The sequence below is a fragment of the Allonocardiopsis opalescens genome, from assembly GCF_003002095.1.
GTDB lineage: Bacteria > Actinomycetota > Actinomycetes > Streptosporangiales > Streptosporangiaceae > Allonocardiopsis > Allonocardiopsis opalescens.
The window spans coordinates 406,065-426,503 of the sequence record NZ_PVZC01000005.1 but is presented as its reverse complement, the minus strand read 5'-3'; the positions used below and the strand labels follow the sequence as shown (position 1 = coordinate 426,503).

The 20,439-nt window shown below is 64.3% G+C and carries 14 protein-coding genes; 6 read left to right on the top strand and 8 right to left on the bottom strand.

Annotated elements, in window-relative coordinates:
* The first annotated feature begins 72 nt into the window (after nt 1–72).
* The 3 genes from CLV72_RS18795 to CLV72_RS18785 all read left to right on the top strand — a co-directional run bounded on the left by CLV72_RS18795 (nt 73) and on the right by CLV72_RS18785 (nt 4,964).
* Nucleotides 73–2,856 (top strand): DEAD/DEAH box helicase, encoded by a 2,784-nt coding sequence (locus CLV72_RS18795; protein WP_170141030.1) that lies wholly within the window; start codon nt 73–75, stop codon nt 2,854–2,856.
* Nucleotides 2,853–4,055, top strand: a complete 1,203-nt coding sequence (locus CLV72_RS18790; protein WP_146159488.1) for a hypothetical protein — start codon at nt 2,853–2,855, stop codon at nt 4,053–4,055. Before CLV72_RS18795 ends, CLV72_RS18790 begins: the two co-directional genes overlap by 4 nt.
* A 165-nt stretch (nt 4,056–4,220) precedes the next feature.
* Complete coding sequence (locus CLV72_RS18785) at nt 4,221–4,964, top strand: Clp protease N-terminal domain-containing protein (RefSeq protein WP_106247972.1); 744 nt, start codon at nt 4,221–4,223, stop codon at nt 4,962–4,964.
* A gap of 923 nt (nt 4,965–5,887) precedes the next feature.
* Here CLV72_RS18785 and dbpB (CLV72_RS18775) read toward each other — a convergent pair.
* From dbpB (CLV72_RS18775) to queC, 8 genes are read right to left on the bottom strand one after another with little or no spacing between them, the layout of a single operon-like run.
* A complete protein-coding gene (gene dbpB / locus CLV72_RS18775; protein WP_106247967.1) occupies nt 5,888–7,018 on the bottom strand; it encodes a DGQHR domain-containing protein DpdB in 1,131 nt (376 codons plus the stop codon).
* Nucleotides 7,018–8,250 (bottom strand): tRNA-guanine transglycosylase DpdA, encoded by a 1,233-nt coding sequence (gene dpdA, locus CLV72_RS18770; protein WP_106247965.1) that lies wholly within the window; start codon nt 8,248–8,250, stop codon nt 7,018–7,020. Before dpdA ends, dbpB (CLV72_RS18775) begins: the two co-directional genes overlap by 1 nt.
* On the bottom strand, nt 8,247–9,395 hold the full coding sequence (gene dbpB, locus CLV72_RS18765) for a DGQHR domain-containing protein DpdB (RefSeq protein ID WP_106247963.1): 1,149 nt from the start codon (nt 9,393–9,395) through the stop codon (nt 8,247–8,249). The genes dpdA and dbpB (CLV72_RS18765) overlap by 4 nt, the downstream gene beginning before the upstream one ends.
* On the bottom strand, nt 9,395–10,360 hold the full coding sequence (locus CLV72_RS18760; RefSeq protein ID WP_211302950.1) for a hypothetical protein: 966 nt from the start codon (nt 10,358–10,360) through the stop codon (nt 9,395–9,397). The genes dbpB (CLV72_RS18765) and CLV72_RS18760 overlap by 1 nt, the downstream gene beginning before the upstream one ends.
* A 2-nt stretch (nt 10,361–10,362) precedes the next feature.
* Nucleotides 10,363–11,163, bottom strand: coding sequence for a GTP cyclohydrolase FolE2 (folE2, locus tag CLV72_RS18755; protein ID WP_211302949.1), 801 nt, complete (start codon nt 11,161–11,163; stop codon nt 10,363–10,365).
* Nucleotides 11,160–11,561 (bottom strand): 6-carboxytetrahydropterin synthase QueD, encoded by a 402-nt coding sequence (queD, locus tag CLV72_RS18750; RefSeq protein ID WP_425428080.1) that lies wholly within the window; start codon nt 11,559–11,561, stop codon nt 11,160–11,162. Before queD ends, folE2 begins: the two co-directional genes overlap by 4 nt.
* A complete protein-coding gene (gene queE, locus CLV72_RS18745) occupies nt 11,516–12,154 on the bottom strand; it encodes a 7-carboxy-7-deazaguanine synthase (RefSeq protein ID WP_106247958.1) in 639 nt (212 codons plus the stop codon). Before queE ends, queD begins: the two co-directional genes overlap by 46 nt.
* 8 nt (nt 12,155–12,162) lie before the next feature.
* The gene (queC, locus tag CLV72_RS18740; protein ID WP_245930299.1) at nt 12,163–12,879 is read right to left on the bottom strand and encodes a 7-cyano-7-deazaguanine synthase QueC; all 717 of its coding nucleotides are present in this window, start codon (nt 12,877–12,879) and stop codon (nt 12,163–12,165) included.
* 631 nt (nt 12,880–13,510) lie between these two features.
* Here queC and CLV72_RS18735 point away from each other — a divergent pair.
* From CLV72_RS18735 to dpdF, 3 genes are all read left to right on the top strand, one after another.
* Nucleotides 13,511–13,807 (top strand): AbrB/MazE/SpoVT family DNA-binding domain-containing protein, encoded by a 297-nt coding sequence (locus tag CLV72_RS18735; RefSeq protein ID WP_106247954.1) that lies wholly within the window; start codon nt 13,511–13,513, stop codon nt 13,805–13,807.
* Between the two features lie 1,065 nt (nt 13,808–14,872).
* Nucleotides 14,873–17,908 carry a protein DpdE gene (dpdE, locus tag CLV72_RS18730; protein WP_106247951.1) on the top strand — a complete coding sequence of 1,012 codons (3,036 nt, stop codon included), beginning with the start codon at nt 14,873–14,875 and terminating at the stop codon, nt 17,906–17,908.
* A complete protein-coding gene (gene dpdF, locus CLV72_RS18725) occupies nt 17,893–20,439 on the top strand; it encodes a protein DpdF (protein ID WP_106247948.1) in 2,547 nt (848 codons plus the stop codon). The genes dpdE and dpdF overlap by 16 nt, the downstream gene beginning before the upstream one ends.

The window sequence follows — 20,439 nt, the reverse complement described above, 5'->3', positions numbered from 1 at the left end:
GTCCCCGCGGCAATCGAAGCGCCGGCACGAACGGGTCGCCGCAATGGCGGCAATACGAGCAGCGGTCTGCTGGTGTACGGCCGCGACTACGCGGTGAAGCTGTATCCGACGAAGTACGGGCAGGCACTCACCATCGCGGCGATCCGCTCGATCCGACTGGACGACCACAACCGCATCGCCACAGGCTGCCTGCGGCTGCGCCCGTCGGCCTGGGCACTGCTGCCGGACCCGCGGACGGCTCCGGAGCGGGCCAGCGCGCACTGGGCCGAGATCGAGGCGGCGTGGCGGGCGCTCACGGCGGCGGCCGGTGACGAGCGGGGGGCCCCGGGTCCGGACCCTCGGCAGTCCCTGCTGCTCGACATGCTGGACAAGGTGATCGACGCTACCGAGGCGATCGAAATCGACTCCGCGCAGGGGGCGACGTACCCGTACCGGAAGGTCGACACCACCGGTGAACGACGCCAAGGCGCCCATTCCATGTACGTCTTCCACCTCGCCGACGATTCCGCTCCGGAGGAGGACGAGTTCGTGCAGGTGCACGGCGAACCCTCGCAGCGAGGCCAGGTGACCCGCGTGGACGGCCGCGCGGTCACGGTCCGCTTCGACACCCGGATCGACTGGGCCGACCTCGGCGGGCAGGGCCGGCTCGATCGGACCGAGAGCCGGATCGTCTACGCCAAGCAGCGCGAGGCCGTCGAAACGCTCCGTACCCGCCAGTCGCGCAACCCCCACCTGCTCGACGTCCTCACCTACCACCGGACGCGCGGCTTCCGGCCGGTGCAGGCCGAGCCGACCGTCCCGCTCGACCCTGACCAGTTGACGGCGTTCCGCCGCGCAGTCGCGGTCGACGACCTGTTCGTCATTCAGGGGCCGCCGGGTACCGGCAAGACCCGCACCATCAGCCAGATCGCCCGCGCCGCCGCCGAACTGCCGGCCAAGTCGGCCAACCGCGTGCTGATCACCTCGCACAGCAACCGGGCGGTCGACAACGTGCTGCCCAAGCTGCCCGGTCACCTGACCGTGGTCCGGGTCGGCAACGCCGGGAAGGTCACCGCGGACGGACTGCCGTACCTCCTGGAGAACCAGGCGGCCGATCTGCGCGAGCAGGTATTGGACGGAGTCGACCGCGCCATGTCCGGCTACCGGGACGTGGCGTTCGCGGCACAGTGGGCGGAGCGGCTGTCGGCGAGCCTGAATGCGCTCGGCCGCGCGGCGGCGGCCGAGGACGCCCACCGTGCCGACCTCGCCGCGGCGCGCCGAGCCGTCGGCGGTGACCGGCAGTTCCGGTGGGAGGCGTCGCTGGCCGCGTATCAGCACGGGCTGCGCCGGGCCGACGACCACGATGCCCGGCTCGAACGGCTCCGCAGCCGACTGGACCGCGCCAGGGCGCGGCTCGTCCTCCCGCTGATCGGTCCGCTCTTCGGCTGGTACGCGCGCCGGCTGGAGCGGCGCGCAGACGCCGCGGGCGACGAGGCGGTCCGGTCGCGCGCGGAGGCGGCGCGGCTGCACGCCGCCGTCACGGAGGCCGAACGCGCGCTCCACGAGGCCACCAGGGACCACCCCGCCGTACGGGCCGCCGCGGACCGCGTGGACGGCGCGGCACAGGAGCGGGCCCGGCACCGCGACGACGCGGTGGCGGCCGTCGCGGCCTGCCGCGAGGCGCTGCTCGCCGTCATGCCGCTCGAGCCGGTGCCGCCGGTCGCCGACACCGACGAGCAGGAACGCCGACTGCACGCGGCGTACTCGCTCCTGTCGCGCGGCCTTCCGCTGTACAGCTCCCGGGCGCGGCTGCTGGAGGAATGGCGCGACGCCGTGTCAGGCTCTCCCGAACGGCTGCACTCCGAGCTCATCCGCTACGCCGACGTCGTCGCGGCCACCTGTATCGGCGCCGCCTCGCGGCCCGAGGTGTCCGAGCTCGACTTCGATCTGGCGATCGTGGACGAGGCAGGGCAGATCGGCGTCCCCGACGTTCTGGTCCCGCTCACGCGTGCCCGCAGGGGCGTGCTCGTCGGCGACCACATGCAGCTGCCGCCGTTTCTGGACACCGAGGTGGAGCACTGGGGCAGGCGGGCGGGTGATCCGGCGATCGTCCGCATGCTCACCACCAGCGCGCTGGAGCAGTTGGTCCACGGACTGCCCGCCGAGCACAGCACGATGCTGACGGTCCAGCGGCGGATGCCGGCCGCGATCGCGGAGTTCGCCTCGGACCGCTTCTATGCCCGCAGGCTGGAGACCGCGGGGGACCGGGAGCACAGCGACCCCGTCTTCGCGGCCCCGTTCGCCTTCGTCGACACCTCGCGGCTGCCCGAGAGACGGCGCCGTGAGGTGCCGGGCGGCTCGGGTAGGTACCGCGAACGCTGGGGGCAGAAGGGCTACCACAATCCGGCGGAGGCGGAGCTGCTGGTGCGGCTGGCCGAGCACTACCACCGCCGAGGCGCCGAATGGGCGGTGATCGTCGGGTACCAGGCGCAGCGGCGGGCCGTCATGAGCGAGCTGAACCGGCTGGTGGGCGACGCCGAACTGGTGAGGCTCAACGTCGGCACCGTCGACTCCTTCCAGGGCGGCGAACGCGATGTCGTCCTGTTCGGCTTCACCCGGAGCAACCCCGACGGCAAGGTCGGCTTCCTCCGCGAACTCCGCCGTCTGAACGTCGCCTTCACCCGCGCCAAGCGGCAACTCGTTCTCGTCGGAGACATGAGCACCCTGGTCAGCGCCACCGACCCGCCGTTCCGGGAGCTGGCCATCGCCCTCCGCGACCACCTGTTGCGCGTCGGTGACGTCCACCACCACCAGGCCATCACCGCGCGGCTCCGCCGCGGGAGCGAGGCCGGGGACCTGTCGGGGGGCGCGGCATGACGCGGGAGTTGATCCACTACCCCGCCGTCCGCGCGATCGAGGACGTGGCGTTCCGGATCGGCTGGACCCCGGTACGTGTCTTCCGGCTGCTGCTGCCGGTGTGGCAGGTCGAGGTGAGCGCGACGATCACGGACGGACGGCCCTACGAACTCATCGACCGCTTCCTCGAACTCGGCATCCACAAGGCGGGGCTGGGCACGGTCGACGAACTCGCGGACTTCCTCTGCCTGGACCGCTCGCTGGTCGACCGCGCCCTTCGCGTACTGGGCGCGATCGGGCACCTGGACGAGCAGAACGGCCGCCTCGTCCTCACCGGCATCGGCCTCCGCTCGGTGCGCGAGGGCACCTGCTATGTCCTCACGCGCGAGGACCGCCGCCGCCTGTACTTCGACGCCTTCTCCTCGCGTCCGCTGACCCGCGCCTACTACGAGTCCCGCACCGTCACCATGCTGACCACCGCAGAGTGGCGCGAGCACGCGGCCACGCGGTGGCCGTACCACGTGCTGGACACCGACACCGGCCTGGACTCCGGCGCCCTGGCGGCCCTGGCGGCCCTCCCGGACCGTGAGCGCTTCAACCTGCCGGAGCGGATAGACGAGCCGCGGCAGCTGGGCAGCAGCCTGAAGGTGCGCCTGCCGGTCTACCTGGTCCGAGCGGTCGACCCGGACGGAGCCGTCAGGTCCGTCGTCTACACACAGGCGACGGATCCGGCCCGCGACGGCAACGATCCCGAACTGACCGAGCTGTGCGAGCACACTCCGGAGATCGCCGCCGCGCTGCGCGCTGAGACCGTCGGCCCAGGTCTCCTCCAGCATGTCCGCGACTGGCTGGACAAGCGCGGCGTGGGCCCGCTGACCGTTGACGACCGGGGCGACGGCCTCATCCGCGCCACCGTCCGGCCATCGGCCTTCGGCGAGAAGGGGCTCGGAATCACCACGCTGGGCTCCTACGTCCCCGTGCGCGACGGCCTCCTCAACGTATGGTGCGACGATCTGCCGACCCGCCGTCGCGCCCTGCTCCGTCGCCTGGACTCGATCGTTCAGGCCAACACCCGTTTCACTCGACGAGGGGCCGACGAGACCATCACCCGCATCGCCGCCCAGCTCGCGCTCGGTCCGCTCGACACGGACGCGGCCCGGCGACTCGCCGCCGAGGCTCAGATGTCCGCGCTGGCGCGGCGGCTCGATCGCTTGGAGTGACCGCCAGCGGTCTCGGTGTCTCCCGTGCCGTCGGTCATATCAGCTGCGTCCGGCGATGCTCAGCAGCGTGTTCCCTAATAGGGGTTAGTCAGGTATCGACATGTAACCCTAACGGGGGTATGCATATAGAGTAACTCCACAATGACCCCAACAGGAGGCGGCGGCATGCCGAAGATCAACGTGTACCTGCCCGACGAGTTGGCGGACGCGGTCAAGGACGCTGGTGTGCCGGTGTCGGCGATCTGCCAGCGGGCGCTTGAGCAGGCGGTGCGCAGGATCACCGCCATCCGGCAGACGGCGCTGGGCGAGCTGGACGCCGACGATCTGACCGAGCGGCTGCCGCTGTTCACGGGGCGGGCCCGCGCCGTGGTGAAGATGGGGATCGACCGGGCGCGGGCCGACGGCGCGCCGAACGTCTCGACGGGCCACCTGCTGGGGGCGATGGTGGCCGAGGGCACCAATCTGGCCCTGCACGTGCTGCGGGCCGTCGACATCGATCCGGCGCAGGTCCAGCGCGACCTGGAGCGGGCGACCGGCGCCGAGGAGGGCGGCGGCGCGGAGGCGTCCTTCCACTTCAGCGGACCGGCCGCCGGAGCGCTCGAACTCACGGTGGCGGAGGCCACCGCCCTCGGCCACAACTACATCGGCTGCGAGCACCTGCTGCTCGGCCTGGTCACCGAGCCCGAGGGCACCGCCGGCCAGGTGCTGCGCGCGCTCGGCGCCGAGCCCCGGCTGACGCGCCGCGCCGTCAGCGCGGCACTGGCCGGCTACGTCCACCTGCGCGCCCAAGCCGCCACCACCGACCCGGCGCAGGCTCTGGCCGCGACCGTACGGCAGCAGCTGGAACCGCTCGTCGCCCGCGTCGAACGGCTGGAGCAGCGCCTCGGCGCCGGCTCCGACCGGGAGTGACCACCGCCGTGAACGCACCGTCCGCCCGCGGGGAGACCGCCGGTCCGGCGACGCGGTCGGCTGGGCCGCTCGCCGCCGGCGACCACGGATCAGCGGCGTCACGGCCCGCCGCGCGGAGCGCCACCGGAGCCGGGAGTTCGATGGCGGCGCGGCCGTCCCGGTGCGCTGCTGGTGCCGAGGGCCCGAAGGGCGCGCGATCGGCCGCGTCGGACGCTGGCGAGGACGGCCGAACGGGCACGGTACGGTCCGGGCCGTCCGCTGTCGGCGCCCCCAGCTCGACGGCGGCAGCGGGCTCAGCACTCGCCGGCGTAGCCGTCCGTGTCGCGCTCAAGGCGGCGGGCACCGCGGTCTTCTGGCTGCTCGTGCTGCTCCCCTTGCTGGCCGACGCGTGATGACGCGGGCCGCAGAATGTCAGCCGAGGTCGGCGCAGGTGCCGTAGGCGTACTTGTACAGCCCCTCGGCGGGGACCCCCCGCGGTCGCGGACCACCACCCCGACACCCTCCGGCGGCGGGTACCCGCCCCCGAACTGGTAATCGAAGCCCGCCCCCTCGGGCGGCACGCCAACCCTCGCCGCCTCCTCCGGACCGACGCGCCCCTCCCCGCCGGCCTCCGCGCAACTCTGCGAGCGCGACCAGCCCCACCAGCGCAATGACCCGCCTTAACGGAAAAAGCGGCCCCTACGGCACGACGCGTCGTCATGCGACGAAACCACCGGCGTGTCCTCGCCCGAGGCACTGCGCCTTGGCCCACCCGCACCTCACCACATGTCCAAGGAAGACCCGGTGGACGATGTTCGATGCCAAGCCCACCAACAGCAACTGGAAGACCCGCGAACGGGCGCCGTCACCAAGTTGTGGACGGCTTCGCCCGGGGTCATCGTGAAATGCTTCAGGCATCAGTCACATGAGTTGCTTTCAGTCACTCAAGAGATCTCAAACAACCTTTGTTGGCCGATGAGACGCTTCAAGCCGTTCGTGAGATACCGAACATCAGACGGGTTGTTCTGTAGGTGATTCCACTTGCGCTCCTCGCCATCTCCGAAGTTCCAACTGCCTGACATCCACGCGGACGACTTCTTGATTCGCTCGAGTGCATCGGTGACGACATGCGTTTGAATATTGTGGACGGGAAGATTATCTGTAAGATGGTCCATGATGAAGCCCATCGCCTGGATTCCGACCCCATGGGTTAGGCGTGATTTGCGTGGCGGGTTTTTCCAGGCTTCCGGGAAGAACTTTTTGACGAGCCCCCAATAGGCATTTAGGTGGGCGAGCATCTGTTCGACGTCACCGGAACCGTTATCAGAATCACGATACTTGTACAGAGCGCCTTCGTAAATGCTGTGCTCGATCATTTTGAGGATACTGTTATCTTTGATGTATCCTTTTGGGGACGTGGGTGTCGCAATAATGCGATAAAAGGGGCCCTCGTGTTTTCCGTTAAGGCGGGTCATTAGCACGGTGGCAAGTTGCCGCCGTGCGTAGGCGTAAGGAAGGTGGCCGGTAGTATCGGGCAGAAGTTCATGGATGAGACCTTTGGGCAGCGGTTTTGTGTTATTGACCAATATGAACTGTGATCGCTGCTCCGCTTCGTCGTCAGCAATAAAGGCAATGGCGGCGACCGGGAACTCGCCGATGTCGGCATCCCTGATCGCGGCACTGCGTTGCTGGCCGTCCACCAGCCATGCCGGCTTCTGTTCGTCTACCAGGGTCTCGTCCACCGGAATGATCAGCTCTCCAGGAATGGAGTATCCGATCTTGGTGTCATTAGCCGCCGTGACAGCCGGGGCGAAGGTAACCCGGCTATCGAATGCCAGTACGACAGCGTTCGGAAGCATGGCATTGCCGGACTCGAGATAACGGCGGATAGCCCGAATGTGGTTTGCGACCTCCGGTCGTTGGTAGCCGTGCAGTTGCTCTTCGCCATCACGCCTAATCCGGGAAACCGCTGTAAAATCAGGCAACCGCTTACCGTCGACTGCGAAGCAGTAGATCTTGCGAGAGCCCTGCCGAACCTCCAACGCAGGCAGTCGAAGCGTATAGCGGTCGGCCATTAGTTCTCCCCTGTATAGGACTGGACGATGCCTCGAATCTTACCATTAAACACAGCGAGATTATGAAACCCTCGACTCTTATTTCGTTCTGTTCCTCGGAAGATAACGATCTCTATGCCGTGTTTGCGGCAGAGGGTGCACTCGCATGACTTCCAGGGACGAGTTTCGAGGGTTCGGCGATATGCAGAGATTCTGCTCTTCTTGGTGGGATCGACGAGAAGTTCGTACTCGCTCAAGACCTCAATAACATCGTCCAGAGAAGCAAGTCCAGCATCATAAGATCGAAGGCGCTTCAGCGCCTCTCGTTCCGTTGACTTGATCAAAGGCTGTGAGACTGCGCCGGAAAGGACTCGGCGTTTCAGACTAGGGTTTCCATCGACTTGTGGTACCCGAATCGCTGTGAAGTTGTCCGTAGCTGTATGGTAATTGTTCCGATCATCCATAAAGGCTTGGCGAAACGGAGCTGTGCTGTCGAAGCTCGTCACTCCGTATTGTGCGAACTCTTCAATCGCGCCGACTCTCGTGATGCCCAGCAGATGAAGTTGTGTCTCCGGGAGGCGAATCTTATCGATCACCTCAAGACAGTCGAGAATGTCGTTAGTCTTCAGGGGAATCATGCCACCCAGGGCGATCCTGCGATACCCGAAATCCTGAAGCCGTGCGACACTGTCCGCGTAGCTTGCTGGGCTCCATCCCTGAGCGGCCCCGACCGGTTCGATATTGCGACCGCGCTGCTCGACGCCGGATAGGAAATCCTCAGCATATTGAAGCGAGATCTGGCGACGCTTCACCCAGGAACGATCGACTGCGGCATCGGAAACATTCGGGTCGTAACCGAATATGACGTGGTCGATACTGATACCCGACGTAAATCCGCAGCCTTCATAGAAATTGAGCACCTCGTTGACACTGTAGGGTGGGTACTCTTCGTTCACATAGTTGAAAGCGCCGCAGTCTCCCATTGTGGTGATGTTCTCGGGAAGTCGAAAGAACTTAGAAACGCCGAATCGGTAGAGTCGTTCCCGCTGAGGCATCGTGTACTTCCCTGCCCCTTTTACTGACCCATCGACTATCGCCTTGCTGACCAGAATCCCATCGTAAGGCCTAGGCTCGAGGACCTCGTGAGGATATTTGTCGTCACGCTGCCGGACGCGGTAGGGAGAGTATTCCTCATTAAGGAAATCATATGTTGGGCTGACTTGGTCCTGGCTATCAGGGAAATAAAACTTCACGGAAGCTCCCGGCGAGCGTTCTGGTAGACGCGGATGAGGTAGTTGGAGAGCTCCGTCACCTGCCTGGTGGTGTTCTCGACTTCGTTCCACCGATGACCGAGCTCTTCCCAGGTACCTGACGTCCACCGGCAGTGCGGAGCGACCAGCGCAAGGTGATCGCGTACGAGCCGGGGTGCCTGCACATGCAGGGGATCGACGATCCCTAGAATCCGGTCCATCAGGCGGCCCATGGCGCGAATCCCAGCGCCGTGCATAAGACGGCTCTTCTCCGGAGGCTTCCCCCATGCGTCCGGAAAGGTGTCACGGACCGCCGCCCAATAGAGGAACAGAGCCTGGATGATGCCGTCGAAGTCGGTCTCATTCCGGCCCAGATCTCTGTAGGGGAAGAGGCATCCGGCCGCTGACATGAGGCTCTGTTGAATCATGTCGACCACGCCGGTGTCAGTGACGACCGCCTTAGGCTGCTTGTTCGCAGTTGTCGAGGCACGCTTTATCATACCGAAAAATGGTGAACTCTTGTCAGAGTTCAGTATGTCGCACAGACTGGAAGGAGCTTTCCGGATCTGCAATCGAGGTGGGAGGGGGCTGTCCACCTCGGGGAGAAGTTCTGTCACAAGTCCGCGAGGAAGTGGCTTGGTGTTGTTGATCCTTACGAACTGGTCGCGCTGCAAATTGACGGTCTCGGCCACAAAAGCCATGATCGGAACCGGGAAATCCTGTCTCTGTGTCTTAGCCAATGCCAGCGCGCGCTGCTGTCCGTCAACAATCCATGCGGGCTTGGGTTTAGCCTGTTCCGGAAGCGGGATGACCAGTCGTCCGGTATCGCAGATCCCGTCATCGGGATGGCGGTTGCCGCCGCGAGTGCTTCTGAATCTCACTTGTGACGAGAGAGCCATGATGATCGGATTGGGCAGGATCGGTGAGGTGCTGTCCAAGTACTCAACGATTTCTTGAATGTGTTTGCGTACCCGGGGCCGTTGGTATCCGATTAACTTTCCAGCCTCGTCTCGGCTTACCCGTGAGATATCTGCGAACTGGAGGACGTTCTGGGCGCGCAGCATGAAAACGTATAGAGGATATTCCTCCGCCTGAATAACCCGAAGTGCCCGCACCTCAGTGGTCGGGGCTATGTTCCTCGCTGTCATCAGAAAAGAGTTCCCGACGCTGTGATCGAGTCAAAAAGTGCTTTGAAGCGGACTTGTTCGCAGGACTTTCCGGAGGCTCGCAACCGACGCAGCAAGCGAGTAGCCGAAGTCGGACCGCCGCGATTCAGTGACTGAACAATGAAGCGCCTCACTTCATCATCACTAAGGCGAACGCCTGGCGGACGGCGATCGCGCTCTTCCGGCGCCGCAGCTGTGACTTCTGCCATCAGTTGAGTCAAGTGAGGGCGGCGGAAGGGAACACTGCGGTCGCGCGCGATCTCAAGTATCCGCGCTGCCGCTCGAACGTTGAGGGACAGGAGACTACCGCCTATGGCAGGCCTGAGAGCGGCGCTCACCGGAACGATGAATTCGTCGATGGCTTGGCACCGTCCACGAGGTCCGATGATAGAAAGCAGGGAGTTGTCTGTGAGTTTCGCTGCCGCTTCAAGAAGGTCGTCTGAGCAAGCGCGTAGATAGGACTCCGAGAGCGCTGCGACAATAGGACGATCCGGATCTGCTCCGGCCAGTTCCGCGAAGGAACGCGGGTAGCCCGGTCGAGGCCCTGGCCAGTTCGCCAACCGTGTCCACCATCGGCGGGTTCCTTCGACAGTCCCGGCGACCGAGTCTATCTGCCCGACGGCGAGCGTCGCGGCATAGGGACTTATCGGAGCATCATTGGGGATCAGGCCATAGCCGGCCGAGCAAACCCAGAGGGAAGCGTGCTCGCCTGCGACTTGGTCCAGGGTCTTCGCGATCTGCCAATGTTCTCCCGCGTACATCTCACTGGCGGGGGTGGTCGATGGCATGGCCGAGAGTCTGGTCACCCATTCGTCGCAGCGTCGGTCGACGTTGCTCTTGTGTAGAACATGCAACTGAAGATGCTCAGGGATAACTTGTCGCTTCCGGTTCGCGCAGGTGACCACGACGTGCACGCTCGGTGTCGACTGACCGATCCTGCCGGCCATGGTCAGACACCTCCGGTTGGAGCGGTCCAGGACACTGCGGCATACGCCGCGTGATTGTGGATGCTCTCGTCGTTCACCGCCCGTACCCTGTACGACTGAATTCGTCTTGAGCCGTTCAGTGCCTGAGAGACGTTGCGAACCATATCCTCAACAAAGACCGGATTGTCATAGGCCGCCATGGTCACATGGCGTTCGTCCGGGCGCTTCAACAGGGCGTAAACCGGTGAGGAGGCAGCACTCTCGGCAATATCGATGAGTTCGTCGAACCAAATGTCCGTCGGGTGTTCTGCGGGTATGGTGTCGATGATGATTCGTCCGCGCTGGTTGTGAGCGCCACGATCGCTAATCGTCTTACTGCACGGGCAGACGCTCGTAACCGGAACTTCTGCGCTCAGAATGAGCGAATTGCCATAGGTGCCGCTGGAAGCGGTCACTGCGCAGACGTATTCCACAAACGCTCGGGCGCCCGTGGCCGGAGCCTCACGTTCCAAGAAGTACGGAAACGACATCTGGACGCGCGCGGATGACGTCTCCATGCGCTCACGCACCTGTTCAGCGATCGCGACCACGCTTGCTGCCGTCAGTTGATCTCGACAACTGTGCAGCACGTCGACGAACCGGCTCAGGTGCGCGCCTTTGATCTTGTCGCCGAGACTGACCGACATGGCCACCGTTGCTACGGTCTCTCTCTTCGACCCCTGTCCGTCGGCCACCAGAATCGGATAGCGGAGACCTTCGACTCCGACCTCATCCAAGGCGATCCCACGAGAGTCGTGGGTCGCCTGAACGTCCTGGAGCTTCACTTTTCCCCCCGATAGATACATCCCGACGTGCAAGTCTCTCTTACCACGACCGCCGAGAGGGGCAGCTGGTCGATCAGCCGGTCCCAGATCCACTTGGCGAGTACTTCGCTGGTCGGGTTCTCCAACCCGGGTACGTCATTGAGGTAGTAATGGTCGAGTTGGTCGAGCAGCGGCTTGAAGGCAGCCTTGATCTCCGCGAAATCCATGAGCCAACCAGTTGCGGGATCGACGTCACCGATCACGTGAACCTCTACGCGGAAGCTGTGCCCATGGAGCCGCGCGCATTTGTGGCCGGTTGGCACGTTCGGGAGTCGGTGCGCAGCTTCAAATGCGAACTCGCGAAAAATCTCGATCAACGAATCCCCAGAGTCTTGTGCGTCTGCGCGCTCAGGTGCCACTGGGGATGCTCGAGGCAGTACTCGATCGCCGCCTGGGTGTTGGCCGCCAAATCCGGGCCGTCCATCGGCTGCAGCATGAATCTCCTGAAGTCGAGGTCCTCGAAGCGTTCGGGCTCCGCTCCGACCTGCGGATATACCAACTTCAGATCGTGGCCTGACCGCAACACCAACTCAGTGCCAGCCTTCGGACTCACACAGATCCAGTCGATACCGTCAGGTGCCGGCCGAGTGCCATTGGTTTCGATGGCGACCTCCAGCCCTTCGGTGTGCAGTGCGTTGACCGCTTCGTTATCCAACTGCAGCAGCGGTTCGCCACCCGTGCACACCACATACGGTCGACTACGTGGATGCGAGCGTCCCTGCCAGGTCTTGGCCACCGCCGCGGCCAGGTCCTCGGCCGTCCTGAACCGTCCTCCACCTGGACCGTCGGTACCGACGAAATCCGTGTCACAGAACTTACAGATAGCCCGGTGCCGGTCTTTCTCTCGTCCGGTCCACAGGTTGCAACTGGTGAACCGGCAGAATACGGAGGGGCGTCCCGTATGGCTGCCTTCGCCTTGCAGCGTGTAGAAAATCTCCTTGACCCTGTACATCTCCGCGATCAGATGTTCGCTGAAGAGGTTGAAGAGAAGGATGGGTCCACCAGGCCGAGCTCGGCGAAACCACGGCTACGCAGCAGGCAGGAGTCACACGTCTGGCAGGCACGTCCGTCGACCGGGTCATAGCAGCTGTGTGTCCAGGAGTAGTCGACTCCCAGTTCGAGACCGCGCTGGATCGTCTGGGCCTTGGTCAACTCGATCAGCGGTGTGTGGATCTTCAGCCGCTGCTTGCCCTCCACCCCGGCTTTGGTCGCAAGATTGGCCATCCGCTCATACGCCTCGATGTACTCAGGGCGGCAGTCCGGATACCCGCTGTAGTCCAAGGCGTTCACGCCGATGAAGACGTCGGACGACCCCAGGGTCTCTGCCCAGGCAAGCGCAAAGGAGAGGAAGACGGTGTTACGCGCCGGCACGTAGGTGATCGGGATCTCATCAGTGCTGATCTGGTCCGCGCTGTCGTGATGTGGCACAGCGAGCGTGTCATCGGTCAGCGCCGATCCGCCGAAGACCGCGAGGTTGATGTCCACGACTACATGCCGAGCAGCGCCGAGCGCAGCGGCGACCTTCTCAGCCGCAACGAGCTCCTCGGTGTGGCGCTGCCCGTACCGGAAGCTCAGAGCGTGCGTTTCATAGCCTTCGTGCCGAGCGATCGCCAGGACGGTTGTTGAGTCCAGACCCCCACTAAGCAGCACGACTGCCTTGCGCTTGTCACCGTTCACAGGCCGATCCTTCCGCTCGTCGAGGTGCTGGCGAGACTGCATCGCCGTTCACAGTGCGGTAGGCAGGCTGCACCGCACGGAATCGTAACGGTGCCCGCCGACACCAGAGGTGCTTCGCTCGCGCAGTAGCGCTCCAGACCCGTGGTCCGACACATCGCAGGTTCAACCCCTCTGACGTGCTATTTCGACGCCTATAGAGCAGTCAGTCCTGAGCTAGCCAAAGGCGAAACTGTACCGCAGTGTCAGACGACTAGCCTGCCAGTTTCCGCGCAGCATCCGCAGGGCAAGCTTACGCTCAGGAAGATCCAGTTCGGAGCGAAACTGCCGCTCCAGCACGGTGAGCCACGTCGCCGTCGGCCGAACACCCTCCATGCGCAGACGGTGACTTCCGGGGGCGCGACGATCGTTGCCGCATTCCAGGCGCCCGTCATGCGGCGTCGACAGTGGCCTGACGGAGCTCTTACCAGCGAACCGGTAGGGCCGCCGGTTCGCCGCCGCACTGCCACGGGAGTATCGGGCGACGGGACGGAAGCTCTGGAGTCCAGGACGTGGTCAGCTGGATGACCAGGTACGATACTCACGATTGGACGTGCGAATCATTCATATCCTTGATGATCGGCGAGGCGATTCGATGGCTCCCGACGAAGGCAAGACCTTCTACGGCCCCGGGGGGCGAGGCTTCTACGGGGCGGTGACAGTGAGCGAGCGGGGGCAGATCGTCATCCCGGCACAGGCGCGACGTGACCTCGGCATCGAACCGGGCGACAAGTTGCTGGTGCTCGCCGACCCTCAGCAGGGCCTGGCACTCATGACGATCGAAACGCTGATGCGCGGCCTCCAGGGATCTTCGGCCCTGTTCGAACAGATCCGGCAACACGCTCTGGAGGACACTGAGGAGCGGAAACCGAGCGGTGAGCATCAGGACTAGCGGTACGAGCTCCCGTCTTCGCGGCACTTCGGAGCGGAGGCGGAGTCGGCAGGGATGGATGTCCCCGTTCACCTGCACGCAGGGCGCGGCCTGGTGAGAACAGCTGAGCCCTCCCTGATGAGGAGAACCATCCTCTCTCAGGGAGGGCTTGCCCGGGCTGTACCTCCTCTCACTCCTCTAGATCATCGAACTCCGCGTAGGGAAGACCGCAGATCTGGCATCGATCGAGCTCTGGACCCCAGAGGTGATCGCCAGCCCGGCAGCGCTCCACCGGATCTCCCGGTGCAGGTGGTTCGGTTTGACGAAGCACCATCCACAACATGGAATGACTGCGCGGACGCTCGGGCGTCATCGAGTTCCTCTCGGCTGTGAGGCGTGCTCTTGACGTGCCTTGGCGCTCGCACCGGTCGGCGGGAGGTGGCACCCTCTCGCCGACCACCACTTGCGTTACGGCACGCGGCAGTGACCCGACGGCTTTTTCTTTCCTCTTTCTCTTCTCGGGACAAGCCGGCGCCGGGTAAGGGACCGTCCAGGTGACTGAACGGTAACTTGTGGCTGATTAGGAATACTCCCTGTGGTCCCTCCTCTGTAACGCATCTATGGGCGAGATATACGTTCCTCGACCCTACAACGAGCCCTCCCTTCGGCAAGCCGACAGTGCTGTGGACAACTGTGCGACGGACGGCACCTTCGTCACTCTCTGTGAGTATTCGCAAATGGGACGACTTCGTTTGACGGAGGCGGCGAAGGTCGGTATCGTCGCCGTTACTAATCTGGCCCTTTTATTGCCGCAGTCGAATTCGCGCTGTGCCACTGTGTTTATCTGGACACTCTCCGTGAGAGATTCACCTACTTCTTGTGCGCACTTATGGAGTGGTGGAGGTGGGTCTGTTGCGCTCAGTAGTCTCTCATCTCCTGAGTTGGCCTGATTCGGTCGAAAATTTGCGGTCGGAGCGACGCCAGTGGGCGAGAGCATCTACTATGAGAAGCTGTCTCTGAGCAATGTGAGGGTGTGCGGACTTGTTGAGGCGACACTCCTCACCTGACGCCTATGTCGGTCGTTGGGTGCAGGCGCGGTCCAGCGATCTGGGGTACGGCTTCTGCCGCGAAAGGCGGCCGGAAGGCGCTGTCGTCGTCTACACGGACATCCCGGACTACGCGGAGGTCAGCAAGACAGTCCCTGTGCAGGATCTGACCGTGCCACGCATTTCCCCGGGATCGCGTGTCTGGGTGAAGGGCCGACCCTACGGTTGGCACGGGGCGGAGGTAGCCGGGCTCAGCGGGTTCGGGGAGTACCTGGTTCGCGTTCCTGGTCTGGACTCCGATCTGAAACTGTCGGCCGACCAGTTCAAGATCCGCTGGGATCGGCCATTGACCGATCCAGTCAGCGCTCTGGTCCGGGGATTCTGCGACTCCCCTGAGTACTACGAAGCGCGCAGCGCTCTTCTCGACCAACTGGTGCTACAGCGGAGGGTTTCCAGGGGCTATACCGCCGTGTTGTCGGCCCCCGTTGAGCTTTACCAGCATCAACTCGACACCGTGGCGAGAGTGCTGTCCGACCCGGTGCCCCGTTACCTGCTCGCGGATGAAGTCGGCCTGGGGAAGACGGTCGTCGCCGGCCTCGTCGTGCGGCAGTTGCTGATCGACGATGATGAAGCCACGGCACTCATATCAGTTCCCAGTACTCTGCGCCGGCAGTGGAGCGACGAACTTCGCGACCGCCTTCTGCTGGGCGAGGAGATGGGGGGCGGCGGGCGAGTCCGTCTCGTCTCCCACGCCGACCTCATCCGTGAGCCAGGACTCCGCGAACACGCGATCGTGGTGATCGACGAGGCTCACCGGCTTCTGCCGCTGCTGTCGGGCAACTCCAGTGTGCGCGGCGATCTCCATAGGGCCAACGGCCTGCTGCTGCTTTCAGCCACGCCGATGAACGGCAATCTCGCCGACCTGCTCGGTCTTCTCAATCTAGTCGATCCGGTCGCGTATCCGATCAACAGCCTCGATTCTCTGCGGACGCGGGTGCGTCAGCGAGTGGAGGAGGCGCAGTATCTGCAGTTGCTGACCTACCGACGCATCAGTCCATATAAGCAGAGAATGGCGCTTGATGCTATCTTGGCGATGCACGGAACGGATCCCGAAGTAATTCGGCTGGTGGAGGAGTGTCGAGCCGAGACTGTCGAAGCCAGCGCATGGTCGGATCTGAGTTACTATGTGAGAGAGACCTATCGTATCAGTCGTCGGATGATCCGAAATCGACGGAGCAATGGCGTCGCGCGAGAATATCCGGTAGTAGGCCGCCGGCCTGTCTTCTTGCCGATACATGACCCTACGCGCGCGTTGGTGGATGACTTTCTCGATCAATATCGAGAATTTCTGGCCGCTACCTCTGCAGGGCATGAAGCGTCCAAGCGATTCGCATACATGGTTCTCCATGCTCTTGGCGGACCTCGTTCGATGCTCCACTACCTTCAGAGGAGTCGCGCCTTCCATGGTGACGAGCGGTCCATGCGTGAAGCCATGATCGCGCGGTTGCAGAGCATCGATACCGAGGCGCGAATCCGCCGTGCTTGCGACGTCGTAGACGACCGGCTGGCCAAGGACCTCAAGGTAGTGGTGGTCGGCACCTCGTCTGACTTGGCGCGCGATTTCTACGAGACGGCGCGGAAACGATGGGGTAGCTCTGTCGCGGGACATCTTAGTTCGATGGAAAGAGCGCAGCAGGAGGAAGAGGTCCGACGATTCCTTAAAGAATCAGGAGGCCGCGTTCTCGTTGGCGACATCACGCTTGAAGAGGGGAGGAACCTGCAGGAAGCGCAGGTGATCATCAATCTCGATCTACCACTGGATCCCAACAGACTGGAACAGAGGATCGGGCGTCTCGACCGGTTCGCCTTCCGGACCGAACCCGCGGAGGTCGTGGTATTTGTCGAGCCCGACAGCGAATGGGTTACCGGACACGTCCGCCTGCTCCACGAAGGCATCGGCGTCTTCAATGCGTCGGTCGCGACCCTGCAGCGCAAACTCGCCGAGGTCCTTGACGAGCTGATCACGCGACTGGAGCGCGAAGGCAGTGACGCCTTCTCGCAGGATCTGAGTGCTCTCCAGCAGGAGATCGAGAACGAACGCGTCGAGGTCGACAGCTTGGAGGAGATCGAATCTGTCACGGCGGCATCTGACGTCGATGATGCGAGCATGGCTGAGCTCCGCGCGGCAGAGGACAACGTCGAAGGTCTGCGGAACGCGTTCCAGCGGTTCATCTCGATGCGAGGTGGCATCGGCCTGCCGGCAGAGTGGAACGAGGACGAACAACTGTTGCGCTTCCATACCAGCCGTCGGCGTATCCCCGGGTTGCCGGACGACCACGTCGCCCAAGTACTCCCACTGCTGCGCCGCCCGCGGGCCTATTCGCGATCGGTAGCGACGCGCCAGAAAGGAGTAGCGCCCCTGAGGCTTGGAGACCCGCTCGTCGACTGGATCGATCGGTACCTCCGAACGGACGAGCGCGGTCGCACCAGGGCGATCGTCCGTCCGAGCAGTACCGTGCGCGAGCCGGCCATTTGGATGTCATGCGACTTCCTGGTGGAGTTCGACGCGGCGCATCTGGCGGCTGAGAGCGAAGCGGTCCGGCGGCGGCTCCGACGTCGCGGAGACGCGCTCTTCCCACCGAGCGTCGTGCGTGTGTGGACCGATCCGAATGGCACAGCGCCCGACTCGATGCTGGACATACTGGAGGCGCCGTTCAACCCGGATTCCGACGAGGTACTGCGGGGACGGGTCTGGGACGACGTGCTCGCCGCGTTGCCGGACTGGCAGCCGCTCTGCCGAATGAGCGCCGATACGGCGCTCGAGCACCTGCGTTCCTTGCCGATCCTTGGTACAGAGCCCGCGGTGTCGGCCCAACGAGCCCGTAAGGAGGTCGCAGCCAGGGTGGCGGTCATCCGTGCCAGGGCACGCCGACTGCCGACGGATTCCGAGCGTCGGGCGGCGCAACTGGAGTTGGAGCGCGAGGAAGCGCTCGGAGCGGCCCTTGTCGACGGCGTCGCGAACCCAGCCGTGTCGACCATTGCCTGCGGTGTGGTGGTGCTATGGCCGCGAGTATGACGGCCGCCCGATTCGACCCGGACGAGCTGCTGCGCACTTTTCTGCGAACAGTGGACCGGACGGGTGTCCCCTATTTCGGTGACGATCTGTATGACCGCCTCGTGCACACGTGTGCGGATCCGGAGAGCGCCGACCTCGACACTGCCGTGCTGATCCGCCACCTCCTCCGCAGGTGGTCGGTGCGGGATGGGCGTTTGAACGCCGTGGTCACCGCCCCAGCGCTCTCGGCACGGCTACGTCGTGCGGCGTCGCTCACGCGCTTGCGAGAGACCTCAGCTGACACCTGGTCTGCAACTCCCTGGAGCCCTGACTGGCTCGACGCGAACGGCACACCGGATGGTGCCGCGGTCGCGGGAACCGAGAAGGGAAGGAGATTCACCGAGGACAAACTGCCTGCGGACCCGTTCTTCCGCCAATGCACCGGACACCCCCATTACCGCACCCCCGGACAGCGAGCGGCATGCCGCGCGGTAGTCTCTGCCCCGGCCGGGGGGACCGTGATCGCGATGCTCCCCACAGGGTCGGGAAAGACCGAGGTGGCGCTCTGCCTGGCAGACCAGCGGAGAAACGGGGTCACCCTGGTCATCGTTCCGACGGTCGCCCTCGCCTACGACTTCGAACGACGATTCCGTGATCACTACGCCCGGCAGAACCGCCGCGTCGACCCCAAGCGCCTGCACCTCGCCTGGACGGCGGACACCTCGGAAGAGTTGCGCGAAAGCATGCGCTTGCGCTTGCGCCAGGGCAAGCAGCCGATCCTGATCACATCACCGGAGTCGATGACCCGTGCGCTGCGCCTCCTGCTGATGGAGGCGGCCGGCACGGGACGAATCAACGGTTTCGTGCTCGATGAGGCACACCTCGTCACACAGTGGGGCCGGGACTTCCGGCCCGAGTTCCGTACGCTGGCCGATCTTCGGCGCGATCTGGTTCGGAAGGCGACCGAGGCGGGGCATCCGAGTCCGGTCACCCTGCTGCTCAGCGCGACGCTCGGACCCTTCGAACTGGGCGATCTGCATCGTCTGTTCGGACAGCCAGGCCCGTGCACCCTCGTCGCGGCCAATGCGCTGCGCGCCGAACCGGACCTGTGGATAGCAGCGGCCGACAACTCCGAGCAGAGAGACGCGTGGGTACTTGAGGCGCTCGCGCAACTGCCGCGGCCGGCGATTCTCTACGTCACCTCCCCGGAAGCCGCTGAGGAATGGCGGCGCCGCCTGGAACGCACGGGTTACGGCCGGCTCGCGCTCGTCACCGGCCGGACGAACGCGATCGAACGGGCCCGCGTCCTCGCCGGGCTGCGTAGCAGCGAAGAGAGCCCGGCCTCGGTGGACCTCGTTGTCGCCACCTCGGCCTTCGGCCTCGGTATCGACTACCCCCATGTGCGCACCGTCGTGCATGCGTGCATGCCCGAAACCGTGGACCGCTGGTACCAGGAACTGGGCCGCGGCGGACGTGACGGTAACGCCTCAGCCGCGTTTCTCCTCACCGCTCCAAAGGACCGGCGCGAGGCCGAACAACTCACCACCAAGGTCCTGACCGCGGAAACCGCGTATAACCGCTGGTCGGATCTGTGGGCGCACCGCCGCCAGTTCGGAGGCCGTTCCTTCGTAGACCTGGAAGGTAGCCGGGGGATCGCGATGCGCGGTTCGTACAACCGCCGCTGGAATGCGCAACTCGTTCAGGGCTTGGTCGAGTCCGGTGCGGTACGGCGGCTGCAGGTGGACGCCGAAGATCTGGCCGAACTGGCCGAGGAGAGCGGACAACAGCGCGACTGGGTGGGAGTGGAGGTGCTTCGCGGTGACCTCGTGAACAACTCGCCGTTCTGGGCGGAGCACTGGGTGACGTGGCAGAAAGCGGAGTCAGCGCGGTCGCGTGAGGCGCTGGAGTCCATCCGGCGACTCGTGAACGGCTCGCTGCGTGCCTGCGAGGCTATCGCCGGATCATACCGGCCCGATGAGAAGGTCCGTATCCTTTTCGGCCGGCCTGCCGACCACACACAGCCACTGGACCGCTGCGGAAGGTGCCCGGGTTGCCGCCGGGATGCGATCGAGCCCTCGAATGATCCGCCGCCCAACCCCATGCAGAAGTGGCCCGTTTCCGATGACCTCACCGCACGCCTGGACGACCTCGCAGAGGCCGCCGGTGCCCGAGACGGGCTTGTGCTTCTCACTACCGATGATCATGTGGCCGTGATGCGACGGTTGCTGCGAATCCTGGCTCGCCGGGGGGTAAGGCACTTCGTCGGACCGAAGGATGCACTGGACCTGGCGGCGGAATGGTTGTTTGTGGATCCGCTTCCCGTCACACCCGCTAATCTCACCCCCTGCTCCTCATTCATCGTGTACCCGCCGGGAGAGCGAGTCCCTGGCACTTGGCTGAGTCCGAAAATAAGGCGAGAGTTGCGCAATGATGCTCCGATTGCATTCGATGTCCTATTGCTACCGCGTGACGTTGCTATAGGGGGGCGACAGGTAGGACGCGATCTGCCCGCACTCGACGCCGTCAGTGCGCTTCATGTTCTCGGAGACTGA

Bases quoted from the DNA above. Each gene is read 5' to 3' on its own strand.
- dbpB (WP_106247967.1), bottom strand. From the start codon at position 7,018: ATGGCCGACCGCTATACGCTTCGACTGCCTGCGTTGGAGGTTCGGCAG.
- CLV72_RS18785 (WP_106247972.1), top strand. From the start codon at position 4,221: ATGCCGAAGATCAACGTGTACCTGCCCGACGAGTTGGCGGACGCGGTC.
- queE (WP_106247958.1), bottom strand. From the start codon at position 12,154: ATGTACAGGGTCAAGGAGATTTTCTACACGCTGCAAGGCGAAGGCAGC.
- dpdF (WP_106247948.1), top strand. From the start codon at position 17,893: ATGGCCGCGAGTATGACGGCCGCCCGATTCGACCCGGACGAGCTGCTG.
- CLV72_RS18790 (WP_146159488.1), top strand. From the start codon at position 2,853: ATGACGCGGGAGTTGATCCACTACCCCGCCGTCCGCGCGATCGAGGAC.
- CLV72_RS18760 (WP_211302950.1), bottom strand. From the start codon at position 10,360: ATGGCCGGCAGGATCGGTCAGTCGACACCGAGCGTGCACGTCGTGGTC.
- dbpB (WP_106247963.1), bottom strand. From the start codon at position 9,395: ATGACAGCGAGGAACATAGCCCCGACCACTGAGGTGCGGGCACTTCGG.
- CLV72_RS18735 (WP_106247954.1), top strand. From the start codon at position 13,511: ATGGCTCCCGACGAAGGCAAGACCTTCTACGGCCCCGGGGGGCGAGGC.